This window comes from Micropruina sonneratiae, assembly GCF_025972045.1.
Taxonomy (GTDB): Bacteria; Actinomycetota; Actinomycetes; order Propionibacteriales; family Propionibacteriaceae; genus Micropruina; species Micropruina sonneratiae.
Genome location: NZ_JAPDHX010000007.1, coordinates 38,786 through 56,979, shown reverse-complemented (window position 1 = coordinate 56,979; position 18,194 = coordinate 38,786). Strand labels below are relative to the sequence as shown.

Annotated in this window: 15 protein-coding genes; 5 read left to right on the top strand and 10 right to left on the bottom strand. The window is 69.1% G+C overall.

Annotated features, from left to right (window positions below):
- Nucleotides 1-33 precede the first annotated feature (33 nt).
- The gene (locus OIE40_RS15630; protein ID WP_264703763.1) at nucleotides 34-1,104 is read left to right on the top strand and encodes an NAD(P)H-dependent glycerol-3-phosphate dehydrogenase; all 1,071 of its coding nucleotides are present in this window, start codon (nucleotides 34-36) and stop codon (nucleotides 1,102-1,104) included.
- Between the two features lie 57 nt (nucleotides 1,105-1,161).
- Here OIE40_RS15630 and OIE40_RS15625 read toward each other — a convergent pair whose 3' ends face one another.
- The 5 genes from OIE40_RS15625 to OIE40_RS15605 form a co-directional block, all read right to left on the bottom strand.
- Nucleotides 1,162-2,400, bottom strand: coding sequence for an anaerobic glycerol-3-phosphate dehydrogenase subunit C (locus tag OIE40_RS15625; protein ID WP_264703761.1), 1,239 nt, complete (start codon nucleotides 2,398-2,400; stop codon nucleotides 1,162-1,164).
- Nucleotides 2,397-3,677 carry a glycerol-3-phosphate dehydrogenase subunit GlpB gene (gene glpB / locus OIE40_RS15620; protein WP_264703759.1) on the bottom strand — a complete coding sequence of 427 codons (1,281 nt, stop codon included), beginning with the start codon at nucleotides 3,675-3,677 and terminating at the stop codon, nucleotides 2,397-2,399. The genes OIE40_RS15625 and glpB overlap by 4 nt, the downstream gene beginning before the upstream one ends.
- Nucleotides 3,677-5,254 carry an anaerobic glycerol-3-phosphate dehydrogenase subunit GlpA gene (glpA, locus tag OIE40_RS15615; RefSeq protein WP_264703758.1) on the bottom strand — a complete coding sequence of 526 codons (1,578 nt, stop codon included), beginning with the start codon at nucleotides 5,252-5,254 and terminating at the stop codon, nucleotides 3,677-3,679. Before glpA ends, glpB begins: the two co-directional genes overlap by 1 nt.
- 163 nt (nucleotides 5,255-5,417) lie before the next feature.
- The gene (locus OIE40_RS15610; protein WP_264703757.1) at nucleotides 5,418-7,169 is read right to left on the bottom strand and encodes a DUF4185 domain-containing protein; all 1,752 of its coding nucleotides are present in this window, start codon (nucleotides 7,167-7,169) and stop codon (nucleotides 5,418-5,420) included.
- Nucleotides 7,166-8,116: a sugar-binding transcriptional regulator gene (locus tag OIE40_RS15605; RefSeq protein ID WP_264703756.1), complete on the bottom strand. Its 951-nt coding sequence runs from the start codon at nucleotides 8,114-8,116 to the stop codon at nucleotides 7,166-7,168. The genes OIE40_RS15610 and OIE40_RS15605 overlap by 4 nt, the downstream gene beginning before the upstream one ends.
- A gap of 252 nt (nucleotides 8,117-8,368) precedes the next feature.
- Between OIE40_RS15605 and OIE40_RS15600 the strand changes: the two genes are divergently transcribed.
- The 4 genes from OIE40_RS15600 (at nucleotide 8,369) to dhaK (ending at nucleotide 12,596) form a co-directional block, all read left to right on the top strand.
- Nucleotides 8,369-9,139, top strand: coding sequence for an MIP/aquaporin family protein (locus OIE40_RS15600; RefSeq protein ID WP_264703861.1), 771 nt, complete (start codon nucleotides 8,369-8,371; stop codon nucleotides 9,137-9,139).
- A 109-nt stretch (nucleotides 9,140-9,248) separates the two neighbouring features.
- Complete coding sequence (gene glpK, locus OIE40_RS15595; protein ID WP_264703755.1) at nucleotides 9,249-10,766, top strand: glycerol kinase GlpK; 1,518 nt, start codon at nucleotides 9,249-9,251, stop codon at nucleotides 10,764-10,766.
- 99 nt (nucleotides 10,767-10,865) lie between these two features.
- On the top strand, nucleotides 10,866-11,501 hold the full coding sequence (dhaL, locus tag OIE40_RS15590) for a dihydroxyacetone kinase subunit DhaL (protein WP_264703753.1): 636 nt from the start codon (nucleotides 10,866-10,868) through the stop codon (nucleotides 11,499-11,501).
- A gap of 99 nt (nucleotides 11,502-11,600) precedes the next feature.
- Nucleotides 11,601-12,596, top strand: coding sequence for a dihydroxyacetone kinase subunit DhaK (gene dhaK / locus OIE40_RS15585; RefSeq protein WP_264703751.1), 996 nt, complete (start codon nucleotides 11,601-11,603; stop codon nucleotides 12,594-12,596).
- Between the two features lie 52 nt (nucleotides 12,597-12,648).
- Here dhaK and OIE40_RS15580 read toward each other — a convergent pair whose 3' ends face one another.
- From OIE40_RS15580 to OIE40_RS15560, 5 genes are all read right to left on the bottom strand, one after another.
- Nucleotides 12,649-13,674, bottom strand: a complete 1,026-nt coding sequence (locus OIE40_RS15580) for an ABC transporter ATP-binding protein (RefSeq protein WP_264703750.1) — start codon at nucleotides 13,672-13,674, stop codon at nucleotides 12,649-12,651.
- On the bottom strand, nucleotides 13,671-14,684 hold the full coding sequence (locus tag OIE40_RS15575) for an ABC transporter ATP-binding protein (protein WP_264703748.1): 1,014 nt from the start codon (nucleotides 14,682-14,684) through the stop codon (nucleotides 13,671-13,673). Before OIE40_RS15575 ends, OIE40_RS15580 begins: the two co-directional genes overlap by 4 nt.
- Entirely contained in the window at nucleotides 14,681-15,580 is a 900-nt protein-coding gene (locus tag OIE40_RS15570) for an ABC transporter permease (RefSeq protein WP_264703746.1), read from the bottom strand. The genes OIE40_RS15575 and OIE40_RS15570 overlap by 4 nt, the downstream gene beginning before the upstream one ends.
- A gap of 13 nt (nucleotides 15,581-15,593) precedes the next feature.
- The gene (locus tag OIE40_RS15565; RefSeq protein WP_264703744.1) at nucleotides 15,594-16,538 is read right to left on the bottom strand and encodes an ABC transporter permease; all 945 of its coding nucleotides are present in this window, start codon (nucleotides 16,536-16,538) and stop codon (nucleotides 15,594-15,596) included.
- A 99-nt stretch (nucleotides 16,539-16,637) separates the two neighbouring features.
- Complete coding sequence (locus OIE40_RS15560) at nucleotides 16,638-18,185, bottom strand: ABC transporter substrate-binding protein (RefSeq protein WP_264703743.1); 1,548 nt, start codon at nucleotides 18,183-18,185, stop codon at nucleotides 16,638-16,640.
- Nucleotides 18,186-18,194 lie beyond the last annotated feature (9 nt).

Sequence of the window (18,194 nt, the reverse complement as noted above, 5' to 3'; positions counted from 1 at the left end):
CCCGGCGTCCTGTCGCCGGAAAGGAGAACGCCCATGGCAACCCTGGTGGTGCTTGGAACGGGAATCATGGCGACCGCGCTGGCTACGCCCTTCACCGACAACGGCAACGAGGTGCGACTGGTCGGCACCCATCTCGATCGCGAGATCATCGACTCGATCAAGGCGTCCGGCATTCATCCCAACCTGAAGCTCAAGGTGCCGGACAACGTCACCGCCTACCAGTTGGAGGAGGCGGCGGAGGCCTTCGACGGCGTCGAGCTGGTGATGAGCGGCGTGAACAGCTTCGGCGTCGACTGGGCCGGCGAGCAGCTCGCCGGGCTGCTGCGGCCGGGCATGCACGTGCTGGCGCTGGCCAAGGGCATGCAGGCCGACGACGACGGCAACCTGACCATCCTGCCCCGGGCGCTGATGGCGCACGTGCCCGAGGACGTCCGCTCGCAGGTGTCGATCTCGGCCATCGCGGGACCGTCGATCGCCGGTGAGGTGGCGATCAGGCGGCACACCAGCGTGGTGTTCACCGGCGAGGACGCCGGCGTCCTGCAGATGTGGAAGGGGCTGTACGAGACCGACTTCTACCACGTCTGGACGAGCACCGACTTCGTCGGCGTCGAGGTCTGCGCCGCCACCAAGAACTGCTACGCGTTCGGCGCCGGTTTCATGCACGGCCAGCTCAACGCGTTGAAGGAGGTCGACCCGCTGTACGTGAACTTCAACTACGGCGCGGCGCTGTTCGGCCAGGCCTCGGTCGAGATGACCCAGTTCATGGATCTGCTCGGCGGCGAGCGGACGACGGTGCTGGGCCTGCCCGGCATCGGCGACTGCTTCGTGACCTCGATGGGCGGCCGCAACGTGAAGGTCGGCACGCTGGTCGGGGAGGGGCTGACCTTCACAGAGGCGCGCGACCGGATGCCTGGGGTCACCCTCGAGGGAGCGGCCGCGATCAAGGTGATCGGGGACGCCTTCGAGCGGCTCACCGAGCGTGGCGTGCTGCAGCCCGAACAGTTCCCGCTGCTGCGACACCTGCACCAGGTCGTCGCCAAGGACGCCGCGGTCGACGTGCCGTGGAAGACCTTCTTCGGCGCCAACGGCTCCGGCCAGGGCTGAGGCCGCGACGAGCGGGATCCCGGGTCGACGCCGGGATCCCGGCCCGGCCGGCGCCGATCAGCTCAGGCCGTACGCCTGATGCACCACGAAGATCGGATGCTCGACCGTGGCGCCGGTGCCCTTGCGCATCTGCCACCGGCAGGTCTCGGTGTCGCACAACGCGAACTCGGGGTTCACGTCGCGCACCTTGTCGAACAGGGGCTTTCCGACCGCCTGGGCGACGTCGTACTTCTCGGCCTTGAGCCCGTAGGTGCCGGCGATCCCGCAGCAGGTGGCGCCGCTCTCGACCGCCTCGACGCCCGGGATCAGCTTGAGGATCTCCAGCGCGGGCTGTCCCATGCCCTGGCTCTTGAGCTGGCAGGGCGCGTGATAGACCGTCGTCAGCGGCACCTCGGCGAAATCGGTGGGCAGGTCGCCCTCCTCGTACAGCTCCAGCAGGAACTCCATGATGTCGCGGATGCGGGTGCCGACGTCCTTGAGACGGTCGTCGTCGACGCCCATGATCTCGTGCGCCTCGTGCTTGAGCATGCCGGTGCACGACCCGGACGCCGACACGATGGTCAGGTCCTTGCCGGCGGCTCGCAGCTCGTCGCACAGCTTGAGCACCTTGTCGCTGGCCTGGTCGAACAGGCCGTTGGACTGCTGGGCGAGCCCGCAGCAGCCCTGCCGTGGCACCAGCACCTCGTAGCCGAGGTGCTCCAGAACCTCGATCGACTTCTTCGACGTCTCGACCTCGAAGTAGCCGCCGGCGCAGCCGTGGAAGAAGACCACCGTGCCGCGGGACGCCGGGGTGGCCGGCTTCTTCCGCTTCTTCAGCCAGCCGGTGATGGTCTGGGTGTTCGCCTTCGGCATCGGGGCGTCGCGATGGATGCCGATCACCTTCTCGACCACGGTGCGCAGCGGCTTGATCGACAAGGCGGCGTTGGCGAGCGGCGCGACCGGTGTCATCAGCGTGCCCATCAGGGTGGTGCTCGAGACCAGCCGGTCACGCAGCGGCATGTGGTCGGCCTTCATCACCGCGCGGGCCTGGCTGTTCAACTCGGCGATCTGGACACCCTGCGGGCAGTTCAGCGTGCACGCGCCGCACGACGAGCAGTAGTCGAGCGAATGGTCGACCGACTCGCCGTGCCGGAACCGTTCGGCCTGCGGCCCGACGAACTTCGGCCCGGTGAACTTGGGGGTGACCGCCGAGACCGGGCAGTGCGTCTCGCAGATGGTGCATTTGACGCAGTGGTCCAGCGACGCCCGGGCGACCTGCGTCTGGGCGAACTCCAAGCCGTGGGAGGCGTCGTTCATGAGGCAACTCCTTGCGAGGTGGTGGATTCTGCGGCGGCCAGGATGGCGTCCGCGGCCTTGACGGCACTGGCCAGGGCGATGCCCTCGCCCGATTTCTCCTGCCAGCGGGTGGCGCCGGCCAGGATGCCGCCGGCGGCGTAGACGTTGTCGTAGACGACGTCGCCACGCGGCGTCCGGACCCGCATCCGCTCGTCGGTCTCGACGCCGACGGTGAACAGCGGCTGCGCCTCGCCCCAGTAGTCACCGTGCACCAGGGCGCCCTCGGGAACCCGCAGGGGCAGGTCGAAGACGATCTCGTGCACCTGGTGGTAGGAGTCGGCGTGCAGCGAACCCGACTCGAAGCCGCCGGTGGCCAGCAGGAAGGCGTCGGCGCGGAAGTCGCGGGGGCCGCCGGCCACGCCCAACTGGACGCTGTCGACCCGGCCGCCGGACGCCGAGAAGCCGCCCACCCGGCTGCCGGGCACGTACCGGACGCCGGCGTCCTTCGCCAGCTGGGTGAGGGTGCGGTTGAGCCGCATGCCGGGCACCGACGGCGGGGGCAGCGGGATCTCGAACACCTCGGCCCCGATCAGTTCGGCGAGCTCGGCCCAGGCGCCGTGGTCGTCCAGGCCGAGGACCGCGGGCAGCCCCACCGTCTCGCCGGGCTCGACGACGGCCTTGACGGCCTGGGCGAACCGTCGCCGGTAGCCGGAGTCGTCCAGCGCCCGGGCAAAGGTGAGCCCCGAGGAGTCGACCTCGCCCTCGCGGGCCACCACGTCGATGGTCACCCCGCGGGCGCTCAGGCGTCCGCCCCCGGGCAGCTCGGTGCGATTCAGGTTCTGCGCCACCAGCTCGGGATAGAAGTCCTTCAGCCGGCTCAGCCCGACGATGACGAACTTCGCACCGTCGACGCAGGCGCCGGCGGTCATGCTCGGCGAGGCCAGCGCGGTGGGCCGGACGGCGCCCACGGCGGTCGGCAACTGCAGGTTGACCGCGGGATCGCCGACCAGCAGGCCGGGGCCGACCAACTCCTTGAGGTAGTCGGCCGCCGCGCCGACCTCGGCGGCGTCCAGTTGGGCGTAGGGATGGCCGGGATGTGAGCCGGCGAAACCGGCCAGCGCGTCCAGCGGACGCTCGACCCGGTCGGGGGAGTAGCCGAGAATGTCCACGGTGCCCTGGGACAGTTGCAGGCCCCCCGTCCCCTTGGTCAGCAGCGCCACCCGGGCGCCACCGCGGGCCAGCCGGATGGCTGCCACCAGGCCGGCGACACCGGCCCCGATCACCACGACACGCTGCATCACACAACCTCCTCGTGCGTCGGCCCGGGCAGGTGCTCGACGTCCAACGTGCCCTGGAAGATCCAGTTGTCCAGGGCGGTCTGGCGAACCTGGTCGCCGTACAGGATCGGCCAGATGCCGATCCACCGATTCTTCAGGAACAGCCGCATCAGCCCGGTCGCGCGTTCGATGTCGATGTGCTCGCTCTGGTGCGCGACACCGGTCGCCCGCATCGAGCAGAAGCCGCCCTGGCAGGGGCCCATGCCGAGCCGCAGTTGGCGCCGCAGGTCGTCGAAGTTGCCCTTGGGCTGGTCGGCCAGCGCCCTGGTGAACATGCCCTTGCTCATCAGTTCGCACTCGCACAGGATCTGGTCCTCCGTGCGGTCGTGCTCACGCTCCTCGAGCCGGTGGGTGATCACGTAGTTCTTGCGATCCTCCGAGCCGGGCACCTGCTCGTCGGCGGTGGTGCAGGGCCGTGGGTCGTCCAGCTGTGCGCACATGGCGTCCACCACGTTCTTGGCCATCAGCCGGTAGGTGGTCAGCTTGCCGCCGGCGATGGTCAGCAGGCCCTTCAGCCCGTCGCGCTCGGAGTGGTCGATGATCGACATGCCGCGGCTCATGTGCCGGGTGTCGCCTGAGCCGACCCGGGAGTCCTTGACCAGCGGACGCGCCCCGGCCCAGGCGTGGATCGCCCGGGCCTCGCGGAAGCCGGGCACCAGCAGTTCGCCGCAGTCCAGCATCTGCTGGACCTCGTCCCAGGCGATCACCAGCTTGTCCGGGTCGTCGGCCTTCTGGTCGGTGGTGCCGATGATGCAGACGGTGTGCACCGGCACCAGGATGTCGCCGTCGGCGGGGTAGGTGAGCCGGTTGACCACCGAGTTGGTGAGCCGGTGGTTCATCGCGATCATGATGCCCGCGCCGGGCACCACCTGGACGTCGGGACAGCCCGCCATGTGGGCGATCTGCCCGCCCCAGGCGGCGGCGCAGTTGAGCACGAAGTTGGTGTTGATCCGAACCTCTTCGCCGGTCTTCTCATCGGTGCAGACCACCTGCGAGACCCGGTCGCCGTCGCGCTCGATCTTGGTCACCCGGTGGTAGGTGAGGATCTGGGCGCCGTACTGCTTGGCCGAGTTGGCCGCGCTCCAGACCAGCTGCCACCCGTCGACCGAGCCGTCCAGCACCTTGAACGCCCTGGAGATCTTCGGGTTCACCCGGGGCTCGGCCTTGAGCACCTCGGCGACGGAGACCTCCTCGAACGGCACCTTGGTGTCGGTCGCGCCCTTGGCCCATTCGTCGCCCCAGGCGGGGTCGTCGACGTGGGTGGCGACGAAGTAGCCCCCCGTCTTCTCCACCGCGTGCGACTGGATGCGGGTGATGATCTCGTTCTCCTCGGCGCATTCGGTGGCCGAATGAGGGTCGCTGACCACGTACCGGCCGCCGGAATGCAGCAGGCCGTGGTAGCGCCCGGTGGTGCCCTGACCGAGATCGGCCCGGTCGACCAGGATGGCCGAGTAGCCGCGCATCGCGACGTCGCGCACCACGCCGGCGCCGGTGGAACCGCCGCCCACCACGACCACGTCTGCGGAAAGAGTCTTCACGTGCCTACCTCCGTTCTGCGGCTGGCCGCCGTCGCTGGCGGCCGGCCACGTTCGCACCAGGCTATGGAGCCCCAGCCCGGATGTCCGGTGCCACATCCCAACGGAGCGGATGTGCAGGCCGCAGGTCGGGACCGATCCCTTCGTGCAACGGTGCAGGGCGTTTTCACATTGGATGTGAGGCTACAACCAGATCTGTTGTCGTGAGGCGATGTTGCATCAATACCACCTGATAGGGGTTCCAGGTCGACAGCGTGTACCGCAACCGCCACCCGTCGCCGTCAGGCCGCAGGTCGAAGAAGTACGGCGCGTAGGCAGCGCCCGTCGCGTTGGCCTGCCCCCGGAAGACGGCGTCCCCGACCGGGTCGGATCCGTCGCCGAGGGCGCGGATGAAGCGTTGTGAGGGGTCGCCGAAGCTCATCCCGGCGGCGATCCAGTCGAACAGCCGCAGCCGCGGTGACCATGGTCCCCACGGGGTGGGCGAGGTGCGCAGCACGACCGCGGCGCCGATCGGGTCGCCGGGGCCCGACATGGTGAGCATCAGGTACCGGCCGAGTTCCGGCACCCAGCGCACCGAAAGCTCGCCCAGGGCGCCCGGCGTGAACAGCGGCCGGGCGTCGGCCTCGGCGGGCGACCACGTGGTGCCGCCCGTCCAGTAGCGCAGGGCGGCCAGGAAGGGTTCGGCCTGCCCGGCCCGCAGGCCGTCGCGCACCCCCGGTGCGGCCAGGTCGACCCGGGCCAGCCGGACGTCGTCGGCGCGGTAGGCGCCGGTGCCCCACAGCCACAGCACGTCGCCGTCGCGGTGCACCGACACGTTGACGAACCGGTGGTCGGACAGGGTGGCCAGCTGACTGAACCGCACCGGACGCAACCGCCGCCGCGGATCGATCACGGGGGCCGTGCCCAGTGCCCGGGCGAGCACGCTGCGGCCCATCACCTGGGCGTCGCGGAAGTGGTCCGAGGTGAAGAAGGCGTACAGCTGGTCGCCGAGGCCGAAGGCGTCCAGCGGTACGTCGTACTCGCGCATGGTCGTGCGGTCGCCGCGCACCGACAGCGGCGCCCCGTGGAAGGTGACGGTGGGGCGCTCGGCGTCCGGGTCCGTGATCTCGGCGATCGAGTCCCTGGTGCCCAGCCACGGGCGGCGGGACCAGTGCGTGTCGCCGCAGAGCAGGAAGGTGCGTCCGGCGTGGTCGATGCGGACCCCCAGGTCCGTTCCGCGCACCCCCGAGCGGGACTCCGACCCCGACAGTGTGCCGAGCGGACGTCCCGGCTGGGTGTCGCGCTCGCCGCTCACCTGGGCGAGCTTGACCGATGCCTGTTCGGCGGTGCCGAACGGCGAGTCGTCCGCCAGCGACAGGCAGGCGTTGCGCAGCCAGCGGATGCCGTCGCGGCGCTCCTGCCGGTGCAGGTGGTAGACCGAGGCGTCGACCTGCACCAGCGCCTGCACCCAACCCGAGCGCAACCGGGTGGCGGCCGTCGCCACCGCGATCACGGTCCCGTCACCCCACTCGGCGGCGCTCGCCGGACCGTCCCAGGCCGGCCGGTCGGGGGGCCCGGGTGGTGCGGCCGGGCCGATCCGCCGCCACCGGCCGGGACCGGCGACGTTGACCGCCCAGGCGTACTCGACGCTGCCCTGGGCCTCCGGCACGGTGGCCACCAGTTCGTGGCCGGACGTGCCGGAACGTCCGCGCTGGGCCAGCGCGGCCGGGCCGGTGGCGGCCATACTGACAACGTCGCCGGCCAACCACGGGTTGTCCGGACGCGACTGGCCGCGGAACCAGTGCCGCACGGTCAGGGTGCCGTCGCCGTTCTCGCGCCCGACCAGCGCCTCGAGCCGCCGCGGCGCCCACGGCGGGGTCCACCAGGCTGGACGGTCGTCGGACTCCAGCAGCGAGGCCGGCCCGATCAGCGGCCTCACAGCCGCTCCAGCACCGCACGGCCGGTGCTCTCGTCGATCACCAGGTCGGTGGTGGTGCCGGCCCGCAGGGCGCCGACGACTGCGGCCGCCCGGGACGGGTCGGCGACCACGCAGAACCGTCGCGGCACGTTCGCGAGCTCGGCCGGGCTGAGCCCGGAGGCACGGGAGTTGAGGTCGATGTCGGTCCAGGACCCGTCCTCGCGCAGCAGCACCGTGGCCACGTCGCCGACCACACCGTCGGCCGCCAGTCGCTGCTTCTCGGCGTCGTCCATGTACCCCGCGGTGTAGACGTGCGAGGGCACCTGGGCGTTGAGACAGCCGACCCCGAAGACCGCGACGTCCATCCGCTGCTGCAGCTGCACCACGTTCTGCACCGACCGTTCCCGCCACATCGCCCGTTTGGTCTCGGGATAGTCGAAGAAGGCCGGCACCGGGAAGTAGACGACCCGGGCGCTGAACGCGTCCCCGACCGACTGCAGGATCTCGCCCACGTAGGGGATGCCCGACGACCACGGGTTGCTGCCGCCGTTCATCTGCACGACCGTGGCGCCGACCAGCGGGCGAGGTTGCAGGTAGCGCACCACGTGCGAGGCGGTGACTCCCCAGGCGACGCCGATCACCTGCCGGTCGCCGACGGCCTCGCTGAGCAGCCGCCCGGCGAGCCGGGCGACCTGGTCGAAGCGCCGGTTCTCCGACGCGCTCTCGCGTACCGCCACCAGGTGCACGCGGACGCCGAACGCCCGGTCGAGTGCGGCCGCCAGCGGGGCGGGCGATCCCTGCTGGTCGGCCAGGCTGATCCGCACCAGGCCGGAGGTGCGCGCCTGCTTCAGCAGACGGCTGACGCTCGAGCGGGACAGGCCGAGCTGTCGCGCGATCGACTCCATCGTCTCGCCCTGGACGTAGTAGCGGGACGCGGCCTGGTACATCTGGTCGTACCGCTCGTTCATGGAACCCCCGTCGCCCTGCACGTTCGTGCATAGACCTAGCGCACCCGTTCATGCAATCGCAAGACGCTCCATGATGTTGCCGATAGCCGGAAGCGGACGGCGATCACCGAGAGTCGGCGTGGATTCTTCCCGCCGCATCTCCCGGACACCCCCGAATCCCGGTCGTACCGCCAGGTGCGGCGTAGATTCTGTGTCGGCGTTCGGGACGTCCGAACGTTGCATAAGTGGCACCGGTCGGTGCCTGAAGGGAGTATCACAGTGACTCTCGCAACCATCTTCCTCTCCGAAGTCGTCGGTACAGCGATGCTGCTGCTGCTCGGCGCCGGCGTGGTTGCCAACAACATCCTGCCCAAGAACAAGGGCAACGGAACTGGGTTCCTGATGGTCAACTTCGGCTGGGGTCTCGCGGTTTTCGCGGGCGTCCTGGTCTCGTACAAGTCGGGCGGGCACCTGAACCCGGCCGTCACCCTGGGCATCGTGGCGTCGGGAGCGACCGAGTTCGTGCCCGGTATCCCGGTCGACTTCGCCTCGATCGCGACCTACATCAGTGCCCAGTTGGTCGGTGCCTTCATCGGTGCCGTGCTGGCCTGGCTGGCCTACAAGACGCAGTTCGATCAGGACGCCCCCGACGGCTTCAAGCTGGGCGTCTTCTCGACCGGGCCGGAGATCCGCAACCCGTTGTGGAACACCGTCACCGAGGTTATCGGCACCTTCGTGCTGGTCTTCGTGGTGCTCGCCGCGGGCCACTGGGGCGATTCGGCCACCAAGACCCCGGCCGGCCTCGGCTGGCTCGGAGCCCTGGGTGTCGCCCTGCTGATCGTCGGCATCGGCGCCTCGCTCGGTGGCCCCACCGGTTACGCCATCAACCCTGCGCGTGACCTTGGCCCCCGCATCGCCCACGCGGTGCTGCCGATCCCGAACAAGGGGTCGTCGGACTGGGGCTACTCCTGGGTGCCGATCGTCGGCCCGATCATCGGCGGCGTCCTGGCCGGTCTGGCCTCCAAGGTGCTGCTGCTGTCCTGACACAGCGGCTCCGTAGGACGCTCACAGTGCCGGGCGGTAGCTTCTGGTGCAGCCGCCCGGCACAGGGCACCATGTAAACAACCTCTACAAGGATGTGGAAAGGAACGTAATGGCTGAGAAGTACGTCCTCGCGATCGATCAAGGAACCACGAGTTCCCGCGCGATCGTGTTCAATCACGAGGGCCGGATCGTTGGTACCGGTCAGAAGGAACACGAGCAGATCTTCCCGAAGGCCGGTTGGGTCGAACACGACGCCAAGGAGATCTGGGACAACATTCGCGAGGTCGTCGGTATCGCCCTCGCCAACGCCCAGGTGAACAAGGAGAGCCTCGTGGCGGTCGGCGTCACCAACCAGCGCGAGACCACGCTGGTCTGGGACAAGAACACCGGCGAGCCGGTGTACAACGCCATCGTCTGGCAGGACACCCGGACCGCGAAGATCGTCGACGAACTCGGCGGCGGCGACCAGGACAAGTACAAGGCGAAGGTGGGCCTGCCGCTGGCGACCTACTTCTCCGGCCCCAAGGTGAAGTGGATCCTCGACAACGTCGAGGGCGCCCGCGAGAAGGCTGAGTCCGGCGACCTGGTGATGGGCAACATGGACACCTGGGTGATCTGGAACCTCACCGGTGGCACCGACGGCGGCGTCCACGTCACCGACCCGACCAACGCCTCGCGCACCATGCTGATGGACCTGAAGACCCTGACCTGGGACGAGGGCATCGCGGCCGACATGGGCATCCCGATGTCCATGCTGCCCGAGATCAAGTCCTCCTCCGAGGTGTACGGTCACGGCCGCGAGGCCGGCCTGCTCGGCGGCGTCCCGATCGCCGGTGACCTGGGCGACCAGCAGGCGGCAACCTTCGGCCAGGCCGCGTTCGAGGTGGGCATGGCCAAGAACACCTACGGCACCGGCAACTTCATGCTGATGAACACCGGCGAGGAGCTCGTCCCCAGCAAGAACGGTCTGCTCACCACCGTGTGCTACAAGATCGGCGACAACAAGCCCATCTACGCGCTGGAGGGCTCGATCGCCGTCACCGGTTCGCTGGTGCAGTGGCTGCGCGACAACCTCAAGATGTTCGACAGCGCCCCCGAAGTGGAGGAGCTGGCCAGCAAGGTCGAGGACAACGGCGGCTGCTACGTCGTCCCGGCGTTCTCGGGCCTGTTCGCCCCGTACTGGAAGTCGGACGCCCGCGGTGCGATCGTCGGCCTGACCCGCTACGTCAACCGCAACCACATCGCCCGTGCGGTGCTGGAGGCAACCGCGTTCCAGACCCGTGAGGTGCTGGACGCCATGGAGGCCGACTCGGGTGTGACCCTGGCCGAGCTGAAGGTCGACGGCGGCATGACCGCCAACGACACCCTGATGCAGTTCCAGGCCGACCAGCTCGGCGTCGACGTCGTCCGTCCGGTGGTCGCCGAGACCACCGCGCTCGGTGCCGCCTACGCGGCCGGTATCGCGGTCGGCTACTGGAACGGCGAGCAGGACGTCATCGACAACTGGGCCGAGGACAAGCGCTGGACCCCCAACATGGACCAGGACGAGCGCGAGCGCCTCTACCGGCAGTGGAAGAAGGCCGTCACCCGGACCTTCGACTGGGTGGACGACGACGTCAAGGAGTGAGCCGAGCTCACTCGCAGGGCTGACGCCTGACCCCAGCGTGGCCCGTCACCGGACTGTTCCGGTGGCGGGCCACGCGCCTACCTCGACCACAGGAGGAACATGAGCGGCTCATTGGCCGACGTGGAGTTCGCGCTCCGCAGCGTGACACGCACCGTGCTCGACAACGAGAAGTACTTCGGGGACCTTGACGCCGTGGTGGGCGACGGCGACTTCGGCTACTCGCTGGCTCGCGGCTTCGAGATCGTCGACGCCCAGTTCGATGACTTCGACCGCACCGATCCGGGGGTCTTCCTCACCAAGGTGGCGATGACGATCTCGGGTCGCATCGGCGGCACCTCCGGGCCGATCTGGGGTACAGCGATGCTGCGGCTGGGCAGCGCACTGAAGGGTTCCGACACCTTCGACGCCGCCGACGTGGTCGCCGGCCTGCGCAAGGCGGTCGAGGGCATCCAGGCTCGCGGCAAGGCCGAACTGGGCGACAAGACCCTGCTGGATTCGCTCGTGCCGGCGATCGACACCCTCGAGCAGCAGATCGAGGCGGGCGCGTCCCCGACCAACGCGGTGGCGGCGATGGCCGCGACCGCCAGGCAGGCCGCCGACGACACCGCGAAGCTGCAGGCCCGGCGTGGCCGGGCGAGCTACACCGGCGAGCGCAGCATCGGCTCGGTGGACGCCGGTGCCACCGCGATCGCCGTGATCCTGGAGAAGCTGGCGCAGGACTACCAGGCACGCTGACCCGGCCCGGCGGGGCCGGGTCCCCCCGAACCCGGGCGCGACACCGACGTCGCACCCGCACACCCCCAACCACCACTCACCCAACGAAGGGCGGAGCACATGAAGAAGTTCGTCAACGATCCCAAGCAGTTCGTGCCCGAAATGCTCAAGGGCATCGCGCTGGCCAACCCGGACACGATCACCTACGTGCCCGAGTACAACCTGATCATGCGCTCGGACGCGCCGAACAACGACAAGGTGTCGATCGTGCAGGGATCGGGCTCCGGGCATGAGCCGGCCCACGTGATGGCGGTCGGCCCGGGCATGCTCGACGCCGCCTGCCCCGGCGACGTGTTCGCCGCCCCGCCGGCCGACTACGTCTTCGAGACCGCCAAGCGGGTGGCGTCCGACAAGGGCGTGCTGCTGCTGGTGAACAACTACACCGGTGACCGGATGGCGTTCGAGATGGCCCAGGAGCTGGCCGAGGCCGAGGACATCAAGGTGGCCACGCTGTTCATCGACGACGACGTCGCCGTGCAGGACTCGACGTGGACGGTCGGCCGCCGCGGGGTGGCCGGCAACTTCTTCGTGATCAAGGCCGTCGGTGCGAAGGCCGAGCAGGGCGCCGAACTCGACGAGGTGATCGCGGTCGGCGAGAAGGTGAACAGCGTGACCCGCACGATGGGCATCGCGCTGACCGCCTGCACCCCGCCCGCCAAGGGCGCGCCGCTGTTCGAGCTGGCCGACGACGAGATGGAGGTCGGGGTCGGCATCCACGGCGAGCCGGGACGGCGCCGGGCGAAGCTGGTCAGTGCCGACGAGATCGTCGACGAGCTGCTCGGCGCGGTCGTGCCGGACCTGCCGTACGCGTCCGGTGACCGGGTGGCGCTGATGATCAACGGCCTGGGCGGCACCCCGATCAGCGAGCTGTACCTGCTGTTCGGCATCGCCGCGCAGAAACTGGCCGACCAGGGCATCACGGTGGCGAAGAGCTACGTGGGCGAGTACTGCACCAGTCTCGAGATGGCCGGCGCCTCGCTGACCCTGGTGAGGCTGGACGACGAGATCGAGGCCCTGCTGGACGCCCCGGCGTCCATCGTGAACAGGATCTTCTGAGCGTCGAGGGTGAGAGTGGCCTGAAATGGGGACGGTTCCATTTCAGGCCGGGTCAGCGCGGGGGTGTGGCGGCCAGGTCGTGCACCCTGATGCAGGCGGCGGTGTGGTCCTCGCCGAGCACCTCCATGGGCGGGATCGCCTCGGCGCAGGCGTCGATCGCGTCGGGGCAGCGGGTGCGGAAGACGCAGCCCGAGGGCGGGTTGAGCGGCGACGGCACGTCGCCGGTCAGCACGATCCGCCTGCGGGTGCGTTCGGCGATCGGATCCTCCGCGGGGATCGCCGACATCAACGCCCGGGTGTAGGGGTGCGCCGGGTGCGCGTACAGCTCGCTGCGGCCCGCCACCTCCATCGCCCTGCCCAGGTAGAGCACCATCACCCGGTCGCTCATGTACTCCACCACCGCCAGGTCGTGGGCGATGAAGATGAACGACAGCCCGAGCTCGCGCTGCAGGCGCTTGAGCAGGTTCATCACCTGCGCCTGCACCGACACGTCGAGCGAGGCGGTCGCCTCGTCGAGGATGATCAGGTCGGGTTCGCAGGCCAGCGCCCGGGCGATGCACACCCGCTGCCGCTGCCCGCCCGACAGTTCGTGCGGGTAGCGGCCCATGAACCGCTTGGGCAGGCCCACCATGGTGAGCAGCTCGGCCACCCGCTGGCTGCGTCGCCCCTTGTGCAGGCCGTGAATCTGCAGCGGGTCGGCGATCGACTCATCGATCGGACGGCGCGGGTCGAGCGAGGCCAGCGGGTCTTGAAACACCATCGCCACCCGGCGGCGCAACTTGCGAAGCTGCTCACCCTTGGCGTCGAGCAGGTTCTCGCCGTCGAGGATGACGCTGCCGGCACTGGCCGGCACCAGCCGCATGATCGCGTTGCCGACGGTCGACTTGCCCGAGCCCGACTCGCCCACCAGGCCCAGCGTCTCGCCGCGCCCGACGGTGAACGTGACGTCCTCGACAGCATGCACCCACTGGGTGAGCGCCGGGCCCTTGCGCTGGATCAGGTCGCGCACCGACGCGTTCGCGTTGCGCACCGGAAAGCGCACCTGCAGGCCTTCGACGCGCAGCAACTCCTCGCTCATGCGGTGGCCTCCTGCCGCTCGGGGGTGGCGCAGAACGAACGCACCCAGTGCTCGGGCCCGAGTTCGACCAGCGGCGGCCGCTCGGTGCGGCAGCGGTCGTCGAGCCGCAGCTCGCACCGGTCGTAGAAGACGCAGCCGGGCGGCAACTCGCGCGGGTCGGGTGGCGAGCCGGAAATGGTGACCAGTTCGTTGCCGGTGCGCCCCAATGTCGGACGAGCGGCGAACAACCCCTGCGTGTAGGGGTGCGAGCGCTGCTCGAACAGCGTCTCGACATCGGCCTGCTCGACCACCTGGCCGCCGTACAGCACCACGATGCGGTCGGCCAGCCCGCCGACCACACCGAGGTCGTGGCTGATCCAGATCACCGCGGTGCCCAGCCGCTGCTGCAGCGACCGGACGATGTCGACGATCTGCGCCTGAATGGTCACGTCCAGAGCGGTGGTGGGTTCGTCGGCGATCAGCACCTCGGGGTCGCACGACAGCGCGATGGCGATCATCACCCGTTGCCGCATACCGCCCGACAGCTCGTGCGGGTAGTTCTTCACCCGCCGGGCCGGGTCGGGAATGCCCACCATCTCGAGCAACTCGACGGCCCGCTTCGAAGCCTCCGCAGGACGCATCTTCAGGTGGTACTCCAGGCCCTCGGTGAGCTGCCGCTCGACGGTGAGCAGTGGGTTCAGCGAGGTGGACGGGTCTTGAAACACGTAGCCCAGCCGCCGCCCGCGAACCGCCCGCAGTTGTGCGGCCGTCATGGTGAGCAGGTCGGATTGGCTGCCGTCGGGTTGGCCGAGCAGGGCGCGTCCGGTCACCACCGCGGGCGGACGGGGCACCAGGCCGGTGGCCGACAGCACGGTCATCGACTTGCCCGAACCCGACTCGCCGACGATGCCGAGGGTCTCGCCGCGTTCGACAGACCAGGTGACGCCGTTCAGGATCTGCGCCGAGCCGATGCGCACCGACAGGTCGTCCACCCCGAAGGCGGCGGTGGTCGAGACGTTCGTGGTCGTCATGCCCGCTCCTTCGTCATGGTCTTGGGGTCGAGCACATCGCGCAGCGCGTCACCGATCAGGTTGAAGGCCAGCACGGTGATGAAGATCGCGGCGCCGGGGAACACCGACAGCCACCAGCCCTGGTTGAGGAAGCTCTTGGCGTCGAACAGCATCCGGCCCCACGACGGGTCGGGTGGCTGGACGCCGAGGCCCAGGAACGACAGCGCCGCCTCGGACAGGATCGCGAACGCGAACGACAGCGACGTCTGCACGATGATCGGCGCGCTCACGTTGGGCAGCACGTGGGTGAAGATGATCCGCGAGTCGCGCGCCCCCAGCGACTTGGCCGCCTTGATGAACGGCTCCTCGCGCACGCTCAGCACGCTGGCCCGCGTGACCCGGGCGAAGATCGGGGTGTAGACGACGCCGATGGCGATGATCGCCGTGGTCAGGCCCGCGCCCAGCACCGCGACGATCGCGATCGCCAGCAGCATCACCGGGAAGGCGAACATCACGTCGACGACGCGCATCACCACGACGTCCACCCAGCCCCGGTAGTAGCCGGCCAGCAGGCCCAGGGTGACGCCGACGACCAGGGCGATGCCGACGGAGGTGACGCTGACCTGCAGCGTGGGGGCGGCCGACAGCACGACGCGAGAGAAGACGTCCCGGCCGAGGTCGTCGGTGCCCATCCAGGCGTCCGGGCCGGGCGGTGTGAACGCCCGGGAGACGTCGGTCTCGTTGGCGCTTTGCGGCGCGATCTGCTCGCCGAACACGGCGCAGAGCAGCACCGTGCCGAGCACCACGAGGCAGAACCAGACGACCGGCGAGGCCAGCAGCGCCTTGAGCGAACGGCGCCACAACGGGGCGGAGCCGGTGACCGCAGCGGTGTCGGCGGTGACCTGGGCGGCGCTCATGACAGTGCCCTCCTCATGACAGTGCGATCCGCGGGTCGACCTTGGCGTAGACGATGTCCACGATCAGGTTGATGAACAGGAACAGCACCGCGATGAGCAGCACCGCGCCCTGAATCACGGGGTAGTCGCGGGCGGCGACCGAGTCGTAGACGAGGCGTCCCAGCCCGGGCCAGGCGAACACCACCTCGACCACCACGACGCCGCCCAGCAGTCCGGCCAGCTGGACGCCACCGACGGTGATCACCGGCACCAGGGCGTTGCGCAGAATGTGCCGGCTCATCACGATGCGTTCGGGAAGGCCCTTCGAGCGGGCGGTGCGGGCGTGGTCGGAGCCGAGCGATTCGAGCACCGAGCTGCGGATGTAGCGGGTCATGATCGCCCCGGACGCCGTGCCCACCGTGATGGCCGGCAGCAGCACCCGGCGGAACCACTCCCACGGGTTCTCGGTGATCGCCACGTAGCCCGACGGCGGCAGCCAGCCCAGGGTGGTGGAGAACACCAGGATCAGGATGATGCCCATCCAGAAGTCGGGCACCGAGACGCCGAACTGGCTGATCACCCGCACCACCACGTCGGAGAACTTGCCACGGTTGAGTGCGCTGTGAATGCCCAGCGGGAACGAGATGAGCCCCGCGACCACCAGCGAGGCGATAGCCAGCGACAACGTGGCGGGCAGCCTCGCCAGCAGCAGCAGGGTGACCGGGTCACCCGAACGGAAGCTGACCCCCAGGTTGCCGGTCAGCGCGTTGCCGAGGTAGCTGAAGTACTGCTCGACCAGGGGCCGGTCCAACCCGGACGCCGCCCGCAGTGCCGCGTAGACGTCCGGGTCGAACCGGGTTCCCATCGCCAGCCTGACCGGGTCGCCCGGCACCAGCTGAATGAGCGCGAAGACCACCAGCGTGACGCCGATCAGCACGATCGCCATGTGGCCCAGGCGTTTCAGCAGGAACAGCGTCATGATCCTCCGATCGTGTCGGTAATGGTGGCCTCAAATGGAACCGTCCCCATTTCAGGCCGGCCTGAAATCGGGAAGGTTCCATTACGGGCCGGACCGGCCTCAGCCGGCCAGGGACGCCGTGCGGAACCGGATCGCCCGGTCGCCGCGGACCTCGTAGCCGGTCAGCTTGGTCGACCACACCTGCAGCACGTCGGGGTTGTACAGATAGATGTAGCTGCACTCGTCGGCGATGATCTTCGCCGCCTGCGCGTACAGATCCTTGCGGGCGGCCTGGTCGGTCTCGGTGCGGCCGGCGTCCAGCAGCCTGTCGACCTCGGCGTTGCTGTAGTGCTGGTAGTTGTTCGAGCCGTCGGTGTGATGCTGGCCGTAGTAGAAGTCGTCGGGGTCGATGTTGCCCAGCCAACCCATCATCAGCAGGTCGAAGTTGCCCTTGCCCTGCTCGTCGAGCCAGGTGGCGAAGTCGACGGTCTTGATCTTCACCGTGATGCCGATCTTGCCCAGCGCGTCGGCCAGCAGCTGCCCGACGGTGACGGTCTCGGGGTAGTCGGAGGTTGCCAGGAAGGTCATGTTCGCGCTGGTCACCCCGGCCTCGGCCATCAGCGACTTGGCCTTGGCCTCGTCGAAGGTGAACGGGGCGTACTCGGTGTACCACTGCGACGTCTTGGGAATGGCGAGCTGATTGACGGTGGCGTTGCCGTACTTGGTGGCCTGGGTGATCGCGTCCCGGTCGATCGCGTAGGCGACCGCCTGCCGCACCCGGACGTCCTTCCACGGCGACTTGGCCTGGTTGAGGGCCAGGTACCAGTAGTCGTTGGAGCCGACCTGGCCCAGGGTGATCGTGTTGTCGTTCTTGAGGGTCGCGACCTCCTGGGCGGGCACGGAGTCGGTCCACTGCACCTCACCGGACTGCAGCGCCGCCATCGCCGTGCTCGGCTCGGGGATGAAGGTGAACTTCACGCCGTCGAGCTTCGGCGCACCGCCCCAGTAGTCGGGGTTGGCCTCCAGCTCGATGCTGTCGCCGGCGGTGAACTTCTCCACCGAGAACGGGCCGGTGCCGATCGGCTTGGTCTTGATGTCGCCGGAGGTGACGTTGGACTTCTTCACGATGCCGAGGCCCTTGAACCCGCCCAGGTTGGCGAGCAGGTTCGGCGAGGGCGACTTGACGGTGATCACCACGGTCGAGTCGTCGGGCGCCTTGATGCTCTTCACCGCCGAGAACCGCCACGACGGGGACAGCTTCTCGTCGATGATCCGGTCGTAGGAGTAGACCACGTCGGCCGAGGTGAAGTCGCTGCCGTCGTGGAACTTGACACCCTGGCGCAGCTTGAACGTCCAGGTGAGCTGGTCGTCGCTGGTCGTCCAGCTCTCGGCCAGCGCCGGCTGCATGGCCAGGTTCTGGTCGGGTTCGACGAGGGTGTCGTAGACGTTCTCCAGCACCTGGAAGGAGTTGTAGGAGGTGGTCACCGCCGGATCGAGCTGATCGGGCTGGCCGCCGATGGCGGCGACCAGGGTGCCGCCCCCCGTGCCACCGCTGGTGACGGTGCTGGGGTTCACGTTCACCCCGGAGCCTGCCGAGCAGGCGGTGAGTGCGAGCATCAGCGCGCCCGCCGCGGCCGCCAGGGCCGTCCATTTTCCGCGTCGTGCCACGTCGGATCC

Excerpts from the sequence above, each read along its gene's own strand:
- OIE40_RS15570 (WP_264703746.1), bottom strand. The coding sequence starts at position 15,580 with ATGAGCGCCGCCCAGGTCACCGCCGACACCGCTGCGGTCACCGGCTCC.
- OIE40_RS15575 (WP_264703748.1), bottom strand. The coding sequence starts at position 14,684 with ATGACGACCACGAACGTCTCGACCACCGCCGCCTTCGGGGTGGACGAC.
- OIE40_RS15605 (WP_264703756.1), bottom strand. The coding sequence starts at position 8,116 with ATGAACGAGCGGTACGACCAGATGTACCAGGCCGCGTCCCGCTACTAC.
- glpB (WP_264703759.1), bottom strand. The coding sequence starts at position 3,677 with ATGCAGCGTGTCGTGGTGATCGGGGCCGGTGTCGCCGGCCTGGTGGCA.
- OIE40_RS15625 (WP_264703761.1), bottom strand. The coding sequence starts at position 2,400 with ATGAACGACGCCTCCCACGGCTTGGAGTTCGCCCAGACGCAGGTCGCC.
- glpK (WP_264703755.1), top strand. The coding sequence starts at position 9,249 with ATGGCTGAGAAGTACGTCCTCGCGATCGATCAAGGAACCACGAGTTCC.
- dhaL (WP_264703753.1), top strand. The coding sequence starts at position 10,866 with ATGAGCGGCTCATTGGCCGACGTGGAGTTCGCGCTCCGCAGCGTGACA.
- dhaK (WP_264703751.1), top strand. The coding sequence starts at position 11,601 with ATGAAGAAGTTCGTCAACGATCCCAAGCAGTTCGTGCCCGAAATGCTC.
- OIE40_RS15630 (WP_264703763.1), top strand. The coding sequence starts at position 34 with ATGGCAACCCTGGTGGTGCTTGGAACGGGAATCATGGCGACCGCGCTG.
- OIE40_RS15580 (WP_264703750.1), bottom strand. The coding sequence starts at position 13,674 with ATGAGCGAGGAGTTGCTGCGCGTCGAAGGCCTGCAGGTGCGCTTTCCG.
- OIE40_RS15565 (WP_264703744.1), bottom strand. The coding sequence starts at position 16,538 with ATGACGCTGTTCCTGCTGAAACGCCTGGGCCACATGGCGATCGTGCTG.